The sequence below is a fragment of the Synechococcus sp. A15-44 genome (genome assembly GCF_014280115.1).
GTDB lineage: Bacteria > Cyanobacteriota > Cyanobacteriia > PCC-6307 > Cyanobiaceae > Parasynechococcus.
This window is the reverse complement of the sequence record NZ_CP047938.1, coordinates 2,554,809-2,572,818: the sequence shown is the minus strand read 5'-3', so window position 1 is coordinate 2,572,818 and position 18,010 is coordinate 2,554,809. Positions and strand designations below refer to the sequence as shown.

Annotated in this window: 21 protein-coding genes; 9 read left to right on the top strand and 12 right to left on the bottom strand. The window is 63.8% G+C overall.

Annotation, left to right across the window (positions count from 1 at the left end; genetic code table 11):
• Positions 1-150 precede the first annotated feature (150 nt).
• Positions 151-465, bottom strand: a complete 315-nt coding sequence (locus SynA1544_RS14335; RefSeq protein WP_186515617.1) for a hypothetical protein — start codon at positions 463-465, stop codon at positions 151-153.
• Positions 466-507: 42 nt separating this feature from the next.
• Between SynA1544_RS14335 and SynA1544_RS14330 the strand changes: the two genes are divergently transcribed.
• The gene (locus SynA1544_RS14330) at positions 508-1,155 is read left to right on the top strand and encodes a DNA mismatch repair protein MutS (RefSeq protein ID WP_255477654.1); all 648 of its coding nucleotides are present in this window, start codon (positions 508-510) and stop codon (positions 1,153-1,155) included.
• Entirely contained in the window at positions 1,152-1,940 is a 789-nt protein-coding gene (cobA, locus tag SynA1544_RS14325) for a uroporphyrinogen-III C-methyltransferase (RefSeq protein WP_186514330.1), read from the top strand. The genes SynA1544_RS14330 and cobA overlap by 4 nt, the downstream gene beginning before the upstream one ends.
• Positions 1,941-1,961: 21 nt before the next feature.
• Here the strand turns inward: cobA and moaB are convergent, their stop codons facing one another.
• Positions 1,962-2,459 (bottom strand): molybdenum cofactor biosynthesis protein B, encoded by a 498-nt coding sequence (gene moaB, locus SynA1544_RS14320; RefSeq protein WP_186514329.1) that lies wholly within the window; start codon positions 2,457-2,459, stop codon positions 1,962-1,964.
• A 51-nt stretch (positions 2,460-2,510) separates the two neighbouring features.
• On the opposite strand from moaB, the gene SynA1544_RS14315 reads away from it, so the two are divergent.
• Both SynA1544_RS14315 and SynA1544_RS14310 read left to right on the top strand, forming a co-directional pair.
• Positions 2,511-2,741 (top strand): MoaD/ThiS family protein, encoded by a 231-nt coding sequence (locus SynA1544_RS14315; protein ID WP_255477653.1) that lies wholly within the window; start codon positions 2,511-2,513, stop codon positions 2,739-2,741.
• 3 nt (positions 2,742-2,744) lie between these two features.
• The gene (locus SynA1544_RS14310) at positions 2,745-3,173 is read left to right on the top strand and encodes a molybdenum cofactor biosynthesis protein MoaE (RefSeq protein ID WP_186496534.1); all 429 of its coding nucleotides are present in this window, start codon (positions 2,745-2,747) and stop codon (positions 3,171-3,173) included.
• On the opposite strand, the gene SynA1544_RS14305 is transcribed toward SynA1544_RS14310, so the two are convergent.
• Complete coding sequence (locus SynA1544_RS14305; protein WP_186514328.1) at positions 3,137-4,000, bottom strand: NAD-dependent epimerase/dehydratase family protein; 864 nt, start codon at positions 3,998-4,000, stop codon at positions 3,137-3,139. The two genes, SynA1544_RS14310 and SynA1544_RS14305, sit on opposite strands and share 37 nt — an antisense overlap.
• A 59-nt stretch (positions 4,001-4,059) precedes the next feature.
• On the opposite strand from SynA1544_RS14305, the gene SynA1544_RS14300 reads away from it, so the two are divergent.
• Positions 4,060-4,869 carry a hypothetical protein gene (locus tag SynA1544_RS14300; protein WP_186514327.1) on the top strand — a complete coding sequence of 270 codons (810 nt, stop codon included), beginning with the start codon at positions 4,060-4,062 and terminating at the stop codon, positions 4,867-4,869.
• Here SynA1544_RS14300 and glp read toward each other — a convergent pair.
• From glp to SynA1544_RS14280, 4 genes are read right to left on the bottom strand one after another with little or no spacing between them, the layout of a single operon-like run.
• Positions 4,854-6,104, bottom strand: coding sequence for a gephyrin-like molybdotransferase Glp (glp, locus tag SynA1544_RS14295; RefSeq protein ID WP_186514326.1), 1,251 nt, complete (start codon positions 6,102-6,104; stop codon positions 4,854-4,856). The two genes, SynA1544_RS14300 and glp, sit on opposite strands and share 16 nt — an antisense overlap.
• Positions 6,088-6,564 carry a cyclic pyranopterin monophosphate synthase MoaC gene (moaC, locus tag SynA1544_RS14290; protein WP_186514325.1) on the bottom strand — a complete coding sequence of 159 codons (477 nt, stop codon included), beginning with the start codon at positions 6,562-6,564 and terminating at the stop codon, positions 6,088-6,090. The genes glp and moaC overlap by 17 nt, the downstream gene beginning before the upstream one ends.
• Entirely contained in the window at positions 6,561-7,259 is a 699-nt protein-coding gene (locus tag SynA1544_RS14285; RefSeq protein ID WP_186514324.1) for a carbonic anhydrase, read from the bottom strand. The genes moaC and SynA1544_RS14285 overlap by 4 nt, the downstream gene beginning before the upstream one ends.
• 40 nt (positions 7,260-7,299) lie before the next feature.
• On the bottom strand, positions 7,300-7,611 hold the full coding sequence (locus tag SynA1544_RS14280; RefSeq protein ID WP_186514323.1) for a hypothetical protein: 312 nt from the start codon (positions 7,609-7,611) through the stop codon (positions 7,300-7,302).
• 278 nt (positions 7,612-7,889) lie between these two features.
• Between SynA1544_RS14280 and SynA1544_RS14275 the strand changes: the two genes are divergently transcribed.
• Complete coding sequence (locus SynA1544_RS14275; protein WP_186514322.1) at positions 7,890-8,357, top strand: nitrate reductase associated protein; 468 nt, start codon at positions 7,890-7,892, stop codon at positions 8,355-8,357.
• Here SynA1544_RS14275 and SynA1544_RS14270 read toward each other — a convergent pair.
• The gene (locus SynA1544_RS14270) at positions 8,338-10,569 is read right to left on the bottom strand and encodes a nitrate reductase (RefSeq protein ID WP_186514321.1); all 2,232 of its coding nucleotides are present in this window, start codon (positions 10,567-10,569) and stop codon (positions 8,338-8,340) included. The genes SynA1544_RS14275 and SynA1544_RS14270 overlap by 20 nt on opposite strands.
• A gap of 82 nt (positions 10,570-10,651) precedes the next feature.
• Positions 10,652-12,193 carry a NarK family nitrate/nitrite MFS transporter gene (locus SynA1544_RS14265; protein WP_186514320.1) on the bottom strand — a complete coding sequence of 514 codons (1,542 nt, stop codon included), beginning with the start codon at positions 12,191-12,193 and terminating at the stop codon, positions 10,652-10,654.
• Between the two features lie 262 nt (positions 12,194-12,455).
• Between SynA1544_RS14265 and SynA1544_RS14260 the strand changes: the two genes are divergently transcribed.
• The 3 genes from SynA1544_RS14260 to SynA1544_RS14250 all read left to right on the top strand — a co-directional run bounded on the left by SynA1544_RS14260 (position 12,456) and on the right by SynA1544_RS14250 (position 14,663).
• Positions 12,456-13,052 carry a molybdenum cofactor guanylyltransferase gene (locus SynA1544_RS14260; protein WP_255477652.1) on the top strand — a complete coding sequence of 199 codons (597 nt, stop codon included), beginning with the start codon at positions 12,456-12,458 and terminating at the stop codon, positions 13,050-13,052.
• A complete protein-coding gene (locus SynA1544_RS14255) occupies positions 13,049-14,092 on the top strand; it encodes a GTP 3',8-cyclase MoaA (protein WP_186514318.1) in 1,044 nt (347 codons plus the stop codon). The genes SynA1544_RS14260 and SynA1544_RS14255 overlap by 4 nt, the downstream gene beginning before the upstream one ends.
• A gap of 79 nt (positions 14,093-14,171) precedes the next feature.
• Complete coding sequence (locus SynA1544_RS14250) at positions 14,172-14,663, top strand: redox protein (protein WP_186514317.1); 492 nt, start codon at positions 14,172-14,174, stop codon at positions 14,661-14,663.
• On the opposite strand, the gene SynA1544_RS14245 is transcribed toward SynA1544_RS14250, so the two are convergent.
• Genes SynA1544_RS14245 through SynA1544_RS14235 form a run of 3 tightly spaced genes read right to left on the bottom strand, consistent with a single transcriptional unit; the run spans position 14,651 to position 17,987 of the window.
• Positions 14,651-15,550 carry a transglutaminase family protein gene (locus SynA1544_RS14245; protein ID WP_186514316.1) on the bottom strand — a complete coding sequence of 300 codons (900 nt, stop codon included), beginning with the start codon at positions 15,548-15,550 and terminating at the stop codon, positions 14,651-14,653. The genes SynA1544_RS14250 and SynA1544_RS14245 overlap by 13 nt on opposite strands.
• Positions 15,523-16,518, bottom strand: a complete 996-nt coding sequence (locus SynA1544_RS14240; RefSeq protein ID WP_186515606.1) for an alpha-E domain-containing protein — start codon at positions 16,516-16,518, stop codon at positions 15,523-15,525. Before SynA1544_RS14240 ends, SynA1544_RS14245 begins: the two co-directional genes overlap by 28 nt.
• Entirely contained in the window at positions 16,512-17,987 is a 1,476-nt protein-coding gene (locus SynA1544_RS14235; RefSeq protein ID WP_186514315.1) for a circularly permuted type 2 ATP-grasp protein, read from the bottom strand. The genes SynA1544_RS14240 and SynA1544_RS14235 overlap by 7 nt, the downstream gene beginning before the upstream one ends.
• Positions 17,988-18,010 lie beyond the last annotated feature (23 nt).

Genomic DNA, 18,010 nt, shown 5'->3' with positions numbered 1-18,010 from the left:
CTGAATAAACACTGCGACGGCAACCCTGGTCCGTAACAAAGGGAACACTTTTGGCGTTGATCCATGCCAGGGGCTTTGTCCTCTCGGATTTGTAAAACCGGCTACATCTGACGGTTCCCGCGAGGCCGTAAAAGGCAACTTGTTCCCGCCTCAGTATTGGCGTCCGATTTCGCCAACCATGCGCATCGCTCCGGCCCGGAGCATCTGCCAAACCCGCTTCATCGCAGCGAAGTCTTGGTCGAGTTCGGAGGGTCCAGCGGGGCGGTCGGAGCTTCGGTCGTACCGGTCATGCCGGTCGTAACGAGCCTCCCTGGGGTCGTATCCCCTGCTGTACCTCTCGTCTCGGACTTCGTCCCGGTCATACCGGTCGTCTCGGAAGGCGTACCGCTCAATCCGTCCGTCCAGCGGCTCCCGGTAGGAGCGGCTGTCCAATGGGGCACGATCAAAACGACGGCGGGGCGCCATGACTCATCCAACGTTCACAACAACCCGATGACATCAGCCGGCATGGTCATCAATCCGTGGCCATTGCTACGGAATGACGCTTCCGATGGGGGGCGGCAAGGGTTGCATCTGGTGGTGCATGGCCGCAGTGGCGGTGTTGTTCCTGAGTGTCTGGCCTCTCTGCCAGACCTTCTGGCTCAGCGGCGTTCGGCGCCCGTGCAGTTGGAGGTGCTGACGGCTGAACAACCCGTATCGGCGCTTCCCCAATCCTCTTGGATCGTTCCGTTGCTGCTGCTGCCTGGGGCGCACGCCCGCACGGATGTGCCGGCGATTCGCAACAGGCTTCGTGGGGTCGGAGCCAGTGTGCGTCTGCTGCCCTTTCTGGGCTCTTGGACCACGTGGTGGAACGCTGTGCTCTCAGCACTTCCGTCGTCTGAGCGCGCTGATGCCGTGCTGGTGCACCACCCTTTGCGCCCGGGTGTGGCGGATCGCTTCCTCGCGATGCTGGCGTCTCGCCTGGCTTTGCCCTTGGTTCCCTTTGATGCCTGGCCCGAGTTCCAGCAGCGCCACCCCAGGGCCAGGCCACTTCCATTAACCCTCGCTCCAAACCGTATGACGGATGCGTTGAGCGAAGCTGGTGGATTACCTCCTCTGCTGGAGCATTCCCCCACCCGTCAGGCCCTGATCGATCTGCTTGTTTCTCTGCCGTGACCACCTCTGAACAAACCGGAACCGTTTATCTGGTGGGAGCCGGTCCCGGCGATCCTGAGTTGCTCACGCTGAAGGCGCATCGGCTGCTGAGCCAGTGCGATGCCCTGGTGTACGACTCGCTGGTGCCCGAGGAAGTGCTGGATCTTGTGCCGGCAACCTGCGAACGCCGTTTTGTCGGCAAGCGTCGCGGACATCATTCGGTGCCCCAACCCAGCACCAATGCCGTGCTCGTGGAAATGGCCCAGAAGCACAGCACTGTGGTGCGCTTGAAGGGGGGTGATCCCTTCCTGTTTGGTCGTGGAGGGGAAGAAGCCGCTTACCTGGCGGAGCGGAACATTCCTGTTCAGGTGGTGCCTGGTGTCACTGCTGGCATTGCTGCCCCTGCCTACGCCGGAATTCCCGTCACCCACCGGCGGGCGGGGTCATCGGTGACCTTCGTCACCGGTCACGAGGAAATCGACAAGCGCCGTCCTTCCGTGGATTGGCGTGGTCTGGCTACGGCCAGTGACGGATTGGTGATCTACATGGGGCTGCACAACCTGCCCCGGATCGCAGAGGAGCTGATGGCGGGTGGTTTGGCAGCGACAACCCCCGTGGCGGTGATCCAGCAGGGCACGGTGGCAGGGCAACGCTGCCTCAAAGCCACGCTGGTAGACGTTGCCGATCAATGCCGAGCCGAAGCCTTCAAGTCACCCTCGATCGTTGTGGTGGGTGAGGTGATTGATCAGCAGGTTGAAGCCTGCATGCCCACGCCGGCAGCGGTCACGATGCCGATTCCGTTCTGAACAGCTCCGCTCGATACCGCTCTATTCCTTCAAGCGAGTCCGGAGCTGGGCCAGGTTGCACGGTCGGGTGTCGGCATCGAGCTGAGCCCGGATGAGCCGGTTCCATGCCGTGGTCACCGCATCCAGGGATCCTGGCAGCACAAACACAAACGTGCCGTTTGCCACGCCGGCAAGGCAGCGGCTTTGCAGGGTGCTGGTACCGATGCTCTCGAAGGAGAGCACACGGAACAGTTCACCGAATCCTTCGATGGTTTTGTCCAGCAGCGGTGCCACCGCTTCGGGGGTGCCATCGCGGCCGGTGAGCCCGGTGCCGCCGCTGGTGATCACCACATCAAGCGCAGGATCGGCGATCCAGCGGCTCAGTTCACGGCGGATTTGATAGCGATCATCCGGGCAGAGTTGTCGCTCCTGAAGGCGATGCCCCGCGTCTTCAAGGCTGCGCTGCAGCTGATCTCCGCTGCTGTCGTCCGCCAGGGCGCGTGTGTCGGAGATGGTGAGCAGGGCGATGGAGAGGCCCATGGCACAGCGGCGGAGCCCTCGGACGCTAGAACCGCTCCAGCTGCCATAGACGTGGTGCTGAAGGTGCTGCTGTTCGCTTCCCTGCGAGAACGCGCCGGTTGGGCCGAGCGTTCCCTTCCCTTCACACCAGGTGTCTCGACGGCTCGTGAGGTCTGGAATCAGTTGGATCTTGGTCCGCTGGAGGGCATCAGCATTGCGGTGAACCAGGAGTTGGTCGGTGCCGATGAGCCATTGCAGGCCGGTGATGAGCTGGCCTTTCTTCCACCGTTCACGGGGGGGTGAAGCGTGACCGATTGCCGTGTGGAGGTGTGCCCGGATCCCTTTGATCCTTGGCAGCAACTGGCGCTTTGGAGCGGGGATGCCGCGGCCGCGGCGATCTTTATGGGTCGGGTGCGTCCCTCCACGATGGATGGCCGGCCTCTGGAGGCACTGGAGCTGGAGCACTTTCCCGGCCTTTGCGAACGTCAGATCACGGCCATGGCGCAGCGCCTGCAGCAGGAGCACCGGACGGGGCCGATTTTGGTGCTGCATCGGGTGGGCAAGCTCGCCCCCGGTGAGCCGATCGTGCTGGTGGCGGTGCAGGCCGATCGTCGTGGGGCGGCGCAGCGCTGCTCGGCCGCCTTGTTGGAGCAACTCAAGCACCAGGCACCGTTCTGGAAGCGGGAGTGGTGCGCTGGTCAGGGCACCTGGCTGGAGGCCAACACGCCACTTTGATCAAGGCGCGGGTGCTGCAGCTGGTAGCCCAGCTGTTTGAGCCGGGTGTTGCGGATCCGCCGGCCCCCTGAACCCGGTTCGTCCTGCCCAAGCCAGTGCACGGGGGCCAGGCCCTGGAGCTGCAGGCTGCGCCCCACCAGGTCCCGCAGCCGAATCGGTTCGTCGTTGACCACATTCACCAGACCGGCCCATTCAGCGTCGACAGCGGCTTCCAGGGCACCGGCGGCATCCGCCACATGCAGCCAGTTGCTGTAGGTCGAGCCGCTGCCAGGGCGTTCCAGTCCGGCGAGCCTGCGCAGGCGTTGATCGAGATCGCGGCCAGGGCCATAGAGCGCCCCGAGGCGCAGGATGCACACCCGTCTGTCCCTGATGCCGCTGAGCAGCTGTTCGCCTTCCAGCAGAACATCGCCATGGCCGCGGCCTGGTGCGGGCGGTGTTTGCTCATCCACCCAGTCCCCCGCGGCATCGCCGTACACCGAGCAACTGCCCGTGTAGACGATCTGCCGCAGTTTCGGCAGTTGTGGCAACAGCGACGTCAGGCAATGGAAGCTGTCGACGAAGGTGTGGCGGTAGCCGTTGGCATCCACCTGGCGATCTCCCTTTGGCCCGAGGCAGAACACGGCATTGCTGCTCTGCCGCAGGGCGTTCCGCAATTGCACGGGGTCTGTGGCGTCGCACAGCTCCACCCGATCGGCCATGGGGCTGAGTTGCTCCAGCCGTTCGCTGCTGGTGGTGGTCAGCGTCAGCTTCAGCTGGGGGCGTCTTGGTTGCAGCCGCTCCGCCAGAGCGAGCCCCACGTAGCCGCAGCCAACGATTGTCAGGTCCATGGCGGGGATGGCTGTTGGGGCGACCCTAAGGAGACCGACCGTTCCATGCCGTCACGGACATGACTGATCAGTGGACCCTCAACCGCCGCAATTTCGCCGGCCACTGGCAGGGCTGCGGCCATTGGTTTGAGCGAGACGGCAGCGGTCGGCTGGATCTGCAGCATCCGACCCGTCGGATCGACCCCACCACCTACGCGATTTCCTTTTCCGATGACGACCACGGGGTGTGGGATGGATCGGGTCTGGCCTTTGCCCCCGGTGGTCAGGCCACCTATCCCATCAGCCGGGCCACCTACAACGCCGGTGGAGGCTGCTGGCAGTTTCCCGGGGCAGGAGGTCAGTCCAGCCGGGGTTTGGATCCCGATCGCCCCCGCTTCGGCCATGAGATCAACCTGTTCTGCGGTCGTTCCCGCTCGATGCTGGTGCTGCTCTGGGAACCGCTTGACGGCGGCTGGCGTTTGCAGCGTGTTGGGGCGGTGGGTTTCCGTTGCTTGAATGGCACCGATCCCGAACCTGACCGTCCCGCATGCGGGACACCCGAGGCCCTGCTGGCGCCGGTGCAGGGATGGAGTGGCGAGCGGCAGATGCTCAAGCCGCAGGCGGGGGTGAACGGCCAGGCGGAGGACGCGGCTTCGCTGGTGTTTGATCCAAGCCAGCTGTTGCATAACGACTGCTCAGCGGTGATGCCCGACGGCTTGCTGTTCTCGGTGCCCAGTGAGCTCCCCAGGGAGCCCTTCAGCCTCGAGATCGGTGGCCGTCTCGGCGATGCCCTGTTTCAGCAGATCAGCATCCATTTCGACTCATCGGGCCAGCTCACGGCCTGGGAGCGCCGCTGCTTTCAGCCTGATTCGGCTCAGAAAATCCGCTGACGGATGAGCTGGGCCCAGAGACGGGTGCCGCTTTCGAGCGAGACGGCTTCCGCTGGCAGTTCCAACAGCAGATCGGCCTGTTGCAGGGAACCGATCCGGGATGAGGCCTGCGAGCCATCCACCCGTGCCAGCAGCGTTCCTGCGGCGTTGGTGTCGAGGCGGGCCCGAGCCAATTCCGGCCGTCCCGGTCGGCGGCTCAACGGGTCGACGAGTTCCACCATCACCCGGGGGAACAGCTCCGGTTCGCTTTGGCCCTCCAGAACCTGCAGGGCGGGCCAGAGCAGTTGCAGGGCGGTGACGGCTGCCGCCACGGGATTGCCCGGCAGTCCGAAAAACGGCACGCCCTCGCCGATGCTGCCGAAGGCGAAGGGGCGCCCCGGGCGTAGGAACAGTTTCCAGAAGTCCACGGCACCCAGCTCCGCCACCAGGGGTCGGATCCAATCGGTGTCGCCAGCGGAGACGCCGCCGGTGCTCACCACCACGTCGCAGTCATGGGCCAGATCCAGCAGGGCCTGGCGCAGGGCGTCGGGTTGATCGGCCACCACCCGTCGCTGGGTCACCGATTGCCCCAGGGCCCGGAGCATTGTCTCCAGAAGCGTGCCGTTGCTTTCCCAGATGGCACCGGGTTGCCGCGCTGTTCCGGGTGGCACCAGCTCGTCCCCGCTGATCAGCAGCCCGATGCGGGGTTGCTGCGCAACGGTTAGGGCGGCGATGCCGCAGCCGGCGAGGCGTGCGAGATCGGCGGTACCAAGGCGCTCTCCAGCGGCCAGCAGCAGGTCCCCCGGTCGGCATTCCTCATCCTCGGGGCGAATCCAGGGACGATCCGACGCCTCTTTCACCAGCTGAAGGCTGGTGCCGTCCAAGCTGATCAGCTCCTGGGGCAGCACCCAGCCGGCACCGTCCGGCAGTGGAGCGCCGGTGAGGATGCGGATTGCATCGCCCGCGGTCAGGGTTCCGTTGAAGGGCTGGCCGGCGGCGGCGCGTCCCTTCAGCTGCCAGGTGTCCCCAGGGTTGGGCTGGTGGCTCTGCCCCAGGGCGTAGCCGTCCATGATCGAGGCCCGGAATCCTGGAACGGCCGCGCTGGCCAGAACATCCGCAGCGCTCACCCGGCCGAGGGCCTGCTGCAGCGGCACTGTGTTGCTGGCTGTGATCGGCTGAAGCGCCGCCAGAACCCGTCGACGTGCCTCTTCGAGGGGTAGCCCTTCGCGTCCGTAGGGCTCAGCGTTTCCAGACACCGTTCCGCCCTCCTTCCTTGAATTCCAGCTGAATCGCTTCGATCGTCATGGCTGGATCAACCGCCTTGAGCATGTCGTAAAGGGTCAGCAGCCCCACGGACACAGCCGTCATCGCTTCCATTTCCACCCCGGTTTGGCCTGTGGTGCGGCAACGGCAGTGGAGCACCAGGCCAGGCAGGGAGGCGTCGGCGTCGATTGACACATCCATGCCACTGAGTGGCAGCGGATGGCACAGGGGAATCAGCTCCCAGGTGCGTTTGGCCGCCTGGATCGCTGCCACCCGGGCGACCGCCAGAAGATCTCCTTTCGGTGTCTCGCCCCGCTGGATCAGGCCGAGGGTTGAGGCGTCCATGCGAATGGCGCCACGGGCATGGGCTTCTCGGTGGGTGGCCGGACGGTCCCCCACGTCCACCATGTGAACCTCGCCTTGCTGGTTCAGATGACTCAGGTCTTGCGTCATTCGATCAAGCTCACAACACCGCTGCTGAGTTGGAAACAACCCACCACCAGTTTCAGCGCACCACTGGCTTTGGCCTCAGCCAGAACGGCGCTGCGTTGAATCAACGTGGAGGCGCTGGCGAGGGCGTTGCGCTTCACGGCGTCCTCGAGATCGCTGCTGCCGTTGATGTTCTCCCGGATGGGTTGGATCAGTCGCTCCAGGGAGGGGGTCAGCGGGTTGGTGTCCATCGCCGCCGTCACGGCTCCGCAGCCACTGTGTCCCATCACCATCAACAGTGGCGTCTTGAGAACGCTGACGCTGTATTCAACCGAGGCAATGGCTTCGGTGAATGCGGTGTTGCCGGCGTTGCGGATCACGAACAGCTCGCCAGGGGTGGTGTCGAACACCCAGCTCGGCGACACCCGTGAATCAGAGCAGGTGAGCAAGGTGGCCCAGGGATGTTGGCTGGTGGCCAACGCCCTGGGGGAGTTAAAGCAGCGCGGGTGAGCGCCCGCCGTTCGGGGTGTCGTTCCGTCGTCTTGTTTGCCCTGGCGCCAGGCCTCGGCAAATCGGCGGTTCCCCGCCATCAGGGCCTCGAGTGGATCATTCGGGCTGCAGAAACCCTCCTCTGCTGCCTCAACGGGGCGCGCTTGGATCAGGGCGGCGAAGGCCAGGCCGCCCGTTCGCTGGAGGAAGTGACGGCGCTGAATCCCCATGCCGCCAGCTTATTTAGGTTGTGCTTTTCGCGCGGTGCGATCAGCGCTCGCCGAAGGGTGCCCAGAGGGTGGCTTCGGAACCGACAACAGGCTCCACGGCGGGCTGGATGGCAGCAGTGGGTTGGGCTGTTGCGCCTGTGGTGGCACTGGCGATGTCGCGCTCGGCCAAGGGAGCCCAGAGAGCGGCAGGCCCGGCGATCACCGGCTCCACGCCAGCGGCACCGGCCTGAACGGAAGCCGACTGGCTGCGCACCAGTTGCACGGCAAGGGAACCAACGATGAAGGCACCCAGGAAACCGGCGGCCAAGGTGATGGGGCTGCGGCCGGAAGCGGACGAGATGCTGCTGGTCACGGCAGAAACTCTTTAAACGGAGCTTCAGTATGGAAAAAATTGGTGTGAACGACTACTAAACGGGTTGAATTGTGTAGCGGAATTAACAGTTTCTATGGGATCAAAGCCCTGCATGGGCTGCTGTTGGAGTGCATCAGCCGTGACCCATCCATGGGACATTCCCAGCAGCATTCCGAGGGAGAGGGCGAAGCGCACAGACCAACATTTGTATCGGGTTAAACATCACTGTTCCCGTAGGCTTCCGTTGTCATCATTGACACCGATCAAGGCTTTGGTTGATGTCCAGCCGTCGTAATTCCGCCAGCCATTGCTTTGCCTTTGAACAGGACTTCATCGGCAACTGGCGCTGCATCCCTCTGTGTGTGCGACGCAAATTGGATCTGTGTGGGGTGAAGTTGAAGCTCAACCACTGGCTTGAACTTTCCCAGGAGCAACGTCAAGCCCTGGTGGATTGGCCGGATGGGGTCGATGCTCTTGAGCAGCTTCGCCAACACCTGCGCGATTGCACGCGTTCCATGGCCGATGGCATGGCCAAGGATCTGCCACCGGTGAGTGGTGCCCCCTGGCAACAGCAGGCGGAGCTGCCCGCTGTGTTGCAGGAGGCGGCCACAGTGCGGGGTGTGGCGCTGACCCTGGAGCAGTGGACCCAGCTCAGTGAGCTGGATCGCTTTGCCTTGTGCAAGTTGGTTCGGCCTGGGCACGACCACCACAACCTTGAGGCAGCCTTCAGCGAAGTGCTGGTGTGAGCAGCCGGCGCAGGGCCTCCAAGCGTCCTTTCTGTTGTTCAACGGGCTTCACCACCGAGACGGCGGGAGCCACGATCACCGCGCAGGCCTTGAGTTCAGGCTGCTTTGACACAGGGCAGGCCTCGTCGTGCATGAGGGTGTTGGCTTCGCAGGCCTTCTCCTGGGTGAATCCCCAGTGCATCGGCAGGAAGACCGACCCACGCCGGATGCGATCGGTGACTTTCACCGTGGCGGTGAGGTGGCCGCGGCGTGAGCTGATCGCCGCCAGTTCACCGTTGCGCAGTTTCAACTCCTGCGCGTCACCGGGGTGAATCTCCAGCAGCGGCTCGGGATGCTGTTTCATCAGCCGTTCCACCTTGCCGGTGCGGGTCATCGTGTGCCACTGGCCCAGGTAGCGACCCACCGTCAGCACCAGCGGATAGGTGTCGCAGGGGGGTTCCGCCAGTCCCAGCGGTTGATCGGTGCTGAAGCGGGCGCGTTTGTTGGGGGTGGCGAATTGATGGTCTTCGTAGAGGCGTTTGGCTTTTGTGGTGGGGTTGCTGCCGCTGGGATAGGGCCATTGCTGCGGTCCTTCGCCTTCCAGCAGTTCATGGCTGAGGCCGCTCACATCGCAAAGCCTGCCCTGGGTGAGAGCCGTGAATTCGGCGTACACCTCAGCTGCTGATTCGAAGTTGAACTGCTCGCTGTAACCCAGGCGCCGGCCCACCTCGGCAAACACCTCCCAGTCGGGACGGCTCTCGCCGAAACGACGCCGGTAGGCCGGGCAGTAGGTGACCCGCCGTTCGGAATTGGTCATGGCGCCGGCCTTCTCGCTCCACTGGGCTGCGGGCAACAGTAGATGGGCGTAGTGGGACGTTTCCGAGTCGGCGTAGGCCTCGCTCACCACCACCAGCGGGCACTTCTGCATGGCTGACTTCACCCGGTCGAGATCCGGGAGGCTCACCAGGGGGTTGGTGGCGGCCACCCACCACAGATCCAGCGCCTCCTGTTCCATGGCTTCGATCTGCTGCCAGGCCGCCAATCCGGGCTTGGCGTTGATTCGTCCCGCCGGCAGCTGCCAGGCCTGCTCCACTTCGGCGCGGTGTTCGGCGTTGGCCACCAGGCGGTAGCCCGGCAGCAGGTGGGCCAGGCCTCCGGCTTCGCGTCCGCCCATGGCGTTGGGTTGGCCGGTGAGGGAAAACGGGCCCGCTCCTTGCTTGCCGATCTGGCCGGTGAGCAGATGCAGATTGATCAACCCCTGCACCACGGCCGTTCCTTCACGGCGTTGGTTCACCCCCATCGACCAGAGGCTGAGCACCTTCTCGCGCCGGTGGAACAGAGCCGCCACTTCCCGCAGCCGTTTTTCGGGGATGTTGCAAAACAGGGCCACCCGCCTTGGGGTCCAGCGGGCGGCGACGTCAAAAAAGGCGTCGTAATTCTCGGTGTGGTCGTCGATGAAGGCCGGATCCTGGCCGTTTTCGCGCAGCACCAGGTGGGCAATGCCGTGCAGCAGGGCCAGGTCGCTGCCCGGTGCAATCGGCAAGTGGATATCGGCGGCTTTGGCGGTGTCGGTGCGGCGTGGATCCACCACCACGATCTTGACGCTGCCGGGGTTTTTGCGTTTTCGCTTCAGCAGCCGCTGGAACAGCACCGGGTGGCATTCGGCCGTGTTGGTGCCGATTAGAAACGCCACTGTGCAGTGGTCGAGGTCCTCATAGCTGCAGGGGGGACCATCGGAGCCCAGGCTGCGGGTGTAGCCCGCCACCGCTGAGCTCATGCACAGCCGTGAGTTGGCGTCGAAATTGTTGGTGCCCAGGGCGCCTTTGAGCAGCTTCTGGGCGAGGTAGTAATCCTCGGTGTGGAATTGACCGGAGCCGTACATGGCGATGCCATCGGCGTTGCCGCGCCGGGCCACGCTCGCCTGGATCTGGCCGGTGATTTTGTTGAGAGCGTGGTCCCAGCTGATCGGCGCGAAGTCGTCCTCAAGGGTCTGGCGGAACAGGGGTTGGCGCAGGCGGCCTGGGGCCAGGGTTTCGCCGACGGTGGCGCCCTTGATGCAGACCTGGCCAAGGCTTGAGGGGTGTTCGCGGTCGCCGCGGGCGGTCCACATCGGGTTGCCCTCGGCATCCCGTTTCACGGCCTCACCCTTCACGGCAGGAGGCAAGAGCTCCAGGCCACAACCCACGCCGCAGTAGGGGCACTGGCTGCGCACGCTGCGGGGTGAGTTGGTCATGCAGGAACCAAAAAAAGAACAAAACCCGGAGCCGAAGCTCCGGGTCGTTGTGCAGCGACAGGGTGCTGCGGAGGGAGATGGATCAGGCGGTTTCGCCTTCGTGCAGGTCTGCGAAGGACCCCTTGGGCTCCTTCAGGAAGAAGAAGCAGAAGAAGGCCACGATCAGACCGGCCACACCCAGGATCTGGAAGAAGGCGCTGTTGGAAGCCGCGATCACCTCGGGGGTGGGTTCGCCGCCGCCGCCCATCCACATCGGGAGGAGGCTGAAGATGGTCAGGTAGGTCACAGCACCAACGTTGCCGTAGGCACCCACCAGGCCGGCCACCTGACCGGTGACGCGACGCTTGACCAGGGGCACCAGCGCGAAGGTGGCGCCTTCACCGGACTGCACGAAGAACGAAGCGAGCATGGTGATCACCACGGCAACGGCAATGCCGGTGGTGCCGGTGAAGGTGCCGGGCTTGATCATGCTCATCACCAGGTAGCCCACGCCGAGACCGGCAGTGAGGAAGCCCATGGTGTTCTTGCGGCTGCCGACGCGGTCGGAGATCAGACCGCCAGCAGGGCGGGCGACCAGGTTCACGAAAGCGAAGCAGGACGCCAGGATTCCGGCGGTGGCCTTCGGCAGATCGAAAGTGGTTTCAAAGAAGGTGGGCAGCATCGAAACCACGGCCAGTTCGGAGCCGAAGTTCACGATGTAGGTGAGCTCGAGGATCGCCACCTGGCGGAACTCGTAGCGGTCTTCCTTGGGATAAACCTTGTTGCCGAGGATCAGGTCGCGGTTGGTGCGAATGATTCCCCAGGTCTGGAAGGCAAACCAGACGGCAACGGCACCGAGGGCCAGGGGGTAGGTGCTTGCGGTGAGGAAGCCCACCTTGGAAAGGCGCCAGCAGAGCACGCAGAGGATGGCTGCGAAGGGCACGTTCATGCCCAGCAGACCCCAGAAGTCGCGCATGGAGGTGACTTCCAGGCCTGCCGTCTTGGCAGGGCGCTGATACGTCTTGCCGGGGGGTGTGTCGGTGACGTTGAAGAAGTAGAAGAGGCCGTAGACGGCGGAGACGATGCCGGTCAGAGCGATGGCACCGCGCCAGTTCAGAACAGCGCCGGTGGGCAGTTCGAAGCCGCCGGAGAAGGAGAGGAAGCCAGCGAGGGCCACCATGGTGAGGGCGGAGAAGGCGGAGCCGAAGTTGCCCCAGCCGCCGTAAATGCCTTCAGCCAGGCCGATTTCCTTGGGCGGGAACCACTCGGCCACCATGCGGATACCGATCACGAAGCCGGCGCCAACGATGGAGAGCAGCAGACGGGCCACCACGAGCTGGTTGAAGTCCTGAGCGGACGCAAACAGCAGGCAGGGAATCGCCGAGAACACCAGGATCGAGGAGTAGGTGATCCGGGGTCCGAATTTGTCCAGGAGCATGCCGATCAGCACGCGCGCCGGAATGGTGAGGGCCACGTTGCAGATGGCCACGGTGCGGATCTGACCAACGGTCAGACCCAGGTCCGCTTTCACGGTGGTGGCCAGAGGGGCCAGGTTGAACCAGACCACGAAGGTCAGGAAGAAGGCGATCCAGGTCAGGTGAAGGGTTCGGTACCTGCCCTGGAACGACCAAAGGTCGCCAAGCATTGAGGAGAAGAAATGGAACCTCGGGCTTCAAAAGGAAAGGTGCCCGGGGATGGCAAAACGGTCGAAAAGAGAGTCCGTTTGACCCGCGCAGTCAATCAATTCGCCGACCCCTTGTTTGGTCAGATTGGTTACCGATTTGTGTTTTTGTGTTGCCAAGCAAACATCAACGGGGCTGATTAATCGGATCAGGTGATCTTGTGCTGCAGCAATTTAGTAGCGGTTGCAACTTTTGTGGGTTGTGGGACTTCGCTGGTCCAGATTGTTGGTCGGCGATGTGAATCAAGGCTTGCGGGTTTGTGTGCTCAGTGGCGGAAGCAGCCGTCGCATGGGGCGTGACAAGGCCCTCTTGCCGCATCCCTCCGGTGGTGTCTGGCTCACGGCCCTGGTTGACCAGCTGTTGCCCCTCGGTTATCCGGTGCAGGTGTTGAGTCGTCATGCCGCCCACGCAGAGCTGCTGACCCACCGGCCCGGATGTTCCGTGGTGTTGGAGCCCCCTCCCTGGAATGGCCCCCTGAAGGCGCTGGCCCGGCTGTTGCCGTCTCGGCCTGGGGAGGCCTTGTTGGTGCTGCCGGTGGACATGCCCCGCTTGCGCACCGCCGTTGTCCAGCAGCTCATCGCAGCCTGGAATCGTGCCCCCGATCAAGCAGCGGTGGCCCATGACGGGCAACGGCTGCAGCCGCTACTGGCGGTGATCCCCTCCGGTTCACCCTTTCGCTCCTGCCTTGACCAGCAACTGCAATGCGGAGAGCTGCGATGGATGGACTGGTTGACCTGCGTTCCCCATCAGACGGTGCTCTTGCCTGCAGAAGCTTTGCTAAATGCCAACTGCCCTGCAGATCTGGCAGCGTTGGAGGGATGAGCACGTCGTTGCCGCTCGCAGATCGTCTCCACCGGCCCATCGGGGTGCTGCGGTTGTCGCTCACGGCCCGTTGCAATCTCTCCTGTCCGTACTGCTGTCCGGATGTGGAGGAGCCCCCGGGCCTGCTCACGCTTGAGCAGCAGCTGCGCGTGATTCGTGTGGCTGCGCGCCTGGGGGTACAGACGCTGCGGCTCACCGGTGGAGAGCCGTTGTTGAGCCGTCGCTTGTTGCCGTTGCTGGAGGCGGTGGCGCAGGCCCGGCGGGATTGTTCGGATCCGATGGCCGGTTTGCAGAACGTGGCGCTCACCAGCAATGGGGTGCTGTTGTCGGAACCGATGGCTCGCGCGTTGCGTGCCGCAGGGCTGGATCGCATCACCATCAGCCTGGATGCGGCGGAAGGGGAGGCAGCGGCGCGCATGGCTGGTCTCCAGGGTGGCGCCGTGGCTGGGGACCGCTTGGTGCGCCAGGTGCAGAACGGCATCGCCGCGGCCCGTGCCGCTGGTTTTAATCCCTCATGCGGCGAGCTCAAGCTCAATGCCGTGATCCAACGGGGGATCAATGACGATCAGCTGTTGCCCTTGGCCGGTTTGGCCCGGCAGCTGGGGGTGGAGCTGCGTTTGATCGAGTTCATGGATGTGGGCAACCGCAACCAGTGGTCGCTGGAGCAGGTGCTACCGGCGGCTCAGATGGTGGAGCGCATTAATGCCCGTTGGCCCCTCGAACCTCTAGGTCGCCCGCGGGGCGGGACGGCCGGGCGTTGGCGTTATGGCGATGGCGCCGGATCCATCGGTGTGATCGCCTCCATCACCGAGCCGTTCTGCGGGGATTGCAACCGATTGCGCGTCACTGCCGATGGACAGGCGTTCACCTGTTTGTTCTCCGCGGAAGGCACGGATCTCAAGCCTGCGCTGGCGTCGGAGCCTCGCCTCGAGCAGGCCATGCGCCAGCTTTGGCAGCGGCGTCAAGACCGCTACAGCGAGGAGCGTGATCCAGCGGCGGCTGCGTCAACCCATGCGGAAATGGCGTATCTGGGGGGCTGAACCGTCGTGATCGTCACCGTTTTTGCGTGATGCTCTCGGTACAACGGGGCAGCTGAAGGATCCAAGAAGATCCATCCACATGTTTGAACTGCTGGCCTACGAGCGCTTCCGCGACACCCCGTCGGTTCGTTTTTTTGACGTCACCGTGAACACCTCGAATGCGCGCGACCTGGTGATTCACAGCGGCCCTGCGGTCTCGCCTCCCAATGATCCGGAGAGCGGAGCCTGGCAGTTCTATCTGCATCCCCATCAGGAAGACAATCTGCTGGCGGCCAGTGGCGGCAGAACCTTCTTCTTGGTGAACCTGGCCTGGGAGCAGCCGTTTCACATTGTTCGGCTCGAAAGCGGTGGTGACATCCTTCGCATCCCTCCTGGCACCTTCCATCGTTCGATCTCCGATCCCGATGGTTCCGTCGTTCTGAACCAGGCGGTTCGTGAAGAAGGCGCTTCTCTGGTGCATGAATTTCGAGTCTACAACAGCGCCGAAATTCCGGCTTTGATGGCGGCCACCGACAGCTCGGCTCCGAGGCCCCAGTTGCACGGGGTGGAACCTCTGCTTCAGGCGGCCTGAACCAGGCTGGGTGAGGAGGTTGCTGTTCCGGAGGCTTCCTCCTTGATCTGAATCTGCCAATTCAGCTCACTCGTTGTTCCGGGGGGACCGCTGAAGCTGCCGCTCACGGCTGCGGTGAGTTCCGGCTTGGAGGAGGTGGCGAGCACCACATAGCGCTCGTTGGCTTCCATGCCGGCACTGGGATCAAAGCCCCGCCAGCCCGCTCCCGGCAGGTAAACCTCTGCCCAGGCATGCAGGTCGTACTCCTTCGGGGGAGGTTGCTGCAGTTGATAGCCGCTCACAAATCGGGCTGGAAGACCCACCACGCGGCAGCAGGCCACCATCAGCATGGCCAGATCACGGCAAGAGCCGATCCGCTCGCGCAGGGTTCGGCCCGCAGGCCAGGCGGGGCCCACATGGCGTTGGGTGTATTTTACCCGCTCCTGAATCAGCTCAATCAGTTGCTTCAGAAAAGCCAGGGTCTGCTGGTTGCTGCCCATCAGGGCTTCCTGGGTGAGGTCGATGGCCGCGGGTTCGTGCTGGCCGTTGGGCAACCAGCCCTCCAGGGCCCCTTGGAGATCGCTGTTGAGCTGGCCGCGTGGGTAGGGCAGGGGTGGTTCCAGTCCGTTGAAGCAGCTCTCCAGCGGCGGTGCCGGCCGGGTCTCCACCAGGCTGCGGGCCTCAAAGACCAGTTCATCGGTGTTGCCGAGAAAGCGGAGCCGTTGGATTTCGTCGCCGCTGGCGGCCACCAGCTCCCGACGTTGCTCTGGTTCTGGCAGCACGCTGAGCTGATGCTCCAGCAGGGTCTGGAACCCCTGCCCCCGAGGCCTCAGACACAGGCGATGTTCCCCCAAGAAAACCGGGGCGTCATACCGATACGTCAGGCGGTGAACGATGAGAGCGCGCATGCGGGATCGGTGGGGGTGGAACGGAGGTCGGCGCTGGTGAAGTAGCGGGTCTGGATCAGGCTGTGGAGTTGGTTGAGGTCCTGCTGAAGCTGGTCAATGGCTTCGTGCAGACCGGCTTCGATCAGGTTGTCGATCCGCACATAACTCCAGCGGGCCAGGAGCTGTCCGCGCAAGCAGTCGAGGTCATCCGGCGTGTCTTGGCTCGGGTGCTGCTGGATCTGTTGCAAGGTGTCGCTGATGCCCTGGAGGCAGTACCGCACCGACCGAGGAAAGCTGGGATCCAGCAGCAAAAAGCGGGCCACGGATGCCGGGCTGATCGCTTGCTGCACGCTCTGGCGGTACATCTGATAAGCGCCTGCCGTGCGCAGCAGGGTGATCCACTGCAGTTCGTCCAGCACGCCGCCCACCTCCTCAGGGGAGGGCAGCAGCAGGAAGTATTTGACGTCGAGGATGCGCGAGGTTTTGTCGGCGCGTTCGATCAGACGTCCCAGCTGACTGAACAGCCAGCTCAGATCACGGCTCAGGGTGGTGTCGGTGATCCCGTACACGAGCTGGCAGCCACGGCGGATGATCCGCAGTTGTTCCTGCACTGGTTCGCGCCAGATGTGTTCATCGTCTTGAAGGCTCCAGTGCAGATCATTGATCTGCTCCCACATTTCTGTGGTGATCACATCCCTGATCTGCCTTGCGTTCTCCCGGGCCACCGCAATGCAGCTCACGATGCTGTTGGGATTGCTGCGGTCCCGCAGCAGGAATTGCACCACCTGTTTGGGCGTGGCATCGGGATAGGCCGTATCGAAGCGGTGGCGATCCCCCGTCACCTCCACCAGCGGCAGCCATGGTTCGGCGCTGCCCGGAGGGCAGTCCAGCGCCATCGATTCACTCACTTCCAGAAAGCGCGAGATGTTTTCGGCACGTTCCAGATAGCGGTTGATCCAGTAGAGCGAATCGGCAACGCGGCTCAACACGGCACAGCCTCCTGGGGCTGCGGTGCCGCCATCCGTTGGTCGTCGACGATCCAGGTGTCCTTGCATCCGCCCCCCTGGGACGAATTCACCACCAGTGAGCCGCGCTTGAGGGCAACGCGCGTCAGCCCCCCTGGGCTCACCCAGTTGCTTGCGCCCCGCAGCACGTAGGGGCGCAGATCCACGTGGCAGGGGTAGAGCTCACCGTCACTGAGGGACGGCACGGTGGAGAGCTGCAGCGTGGGCTGCGCGATGAAGTTGCGGGGATTCGCACGGATCTTCGTGTCGAAGTCCGCCAGCTCCGAACGGCTGGCCTGGGGGCCGATCAGCATTCCGTAGCCCCCGGCTTCCGCCACCGACTTCACCACGAGTTGCTCGAGGTGTTCGAGCACGTAGCGCTGATCATCCGGCCGGGAACAGAGGTAGGTGGGAACGTTCTCGATGATCGGCTCCTCATCGAGGTAGTAGCGGATCATCGCCGGCACGTGGGCGTAGATCAGTTTGTCGTCGGCGACGCCGGTGCCAGGGGCATTGGCGATAGCGACCCGTCCTTGCCGCAGCACGTCGATCAGGCCCGGCACCCCCAGCATCGAGTCCTGGCGGAACACGGTGGGATCGAGAAAATCGTCGTCGATCCGTCGGTAGATCACATCCACGGGTTTGAGGCCGTTGGTGCTGCGCATCCACATCCGGCCGTCTTCGCACACCAGGTCGCGTCCCTCCACCAGAGGAATGCCCAACTGCTGGGCGAGATAGCTGTGCTCGAAATAGGCGCTGTTGAACACCCCGGGCGTCAGGATCGCCACGCGGGGGCTGTCACTCCAGGGAGCCAGGTCCTGAAGGGTGCGCAGCAGATGGGAGGGATAGTCGTCGATCGGTTGAACGGCACGGCCCTCGAACAGGCCAGGGAACAACCGTTTCATCACCCGACGGTTCTCGAGGAAGTAGGCCACCCCCGACGGACAGCGCAGGTTGTCTTCCAGGACCCGCCATGTGCCCTCGCCGTCGCGGATCAGGTCGAGCCCGGAGATGTGGCACCAGCGGTTGAGGGGCAGGCTGATGCCCTGCATCTGAGGTCGCCAGCCGGAGGAACTTTCCACGTCTTCCCGTGGGATCACACCGTCGTTGAGAATCTGCTGGGGGCCATAGATGTCGGCGAGGAAGCAGTCGATGGCTTCCAGGCGTTGCAGCAGTCCCCGCTCCAGGGTGATCCAGTCGCTGCGGCCAATCAGGCGGGGCAAGGGATCGAAGGGGAGAATCCGTTCGCTGCCTTTGAGGCCGGAATCGTTGAGGCGGAAGGTGGCGCCGAGGCGACGCAGCAGCTGACTGGCCGAGGCGTGGCTGCGATTGAGCTCGGGCAATCCCATCTGCCCCAGTGATGTGAGCAGCGTGGCCAGATCGTCGCGCGGCCTTGCCGTTTCACTGCAGAAATATTCGTCGAAGCCGACCGTGGGTTTGTAGTCGGTAAACATCCCGATGGAATGAGGGGAAGGCA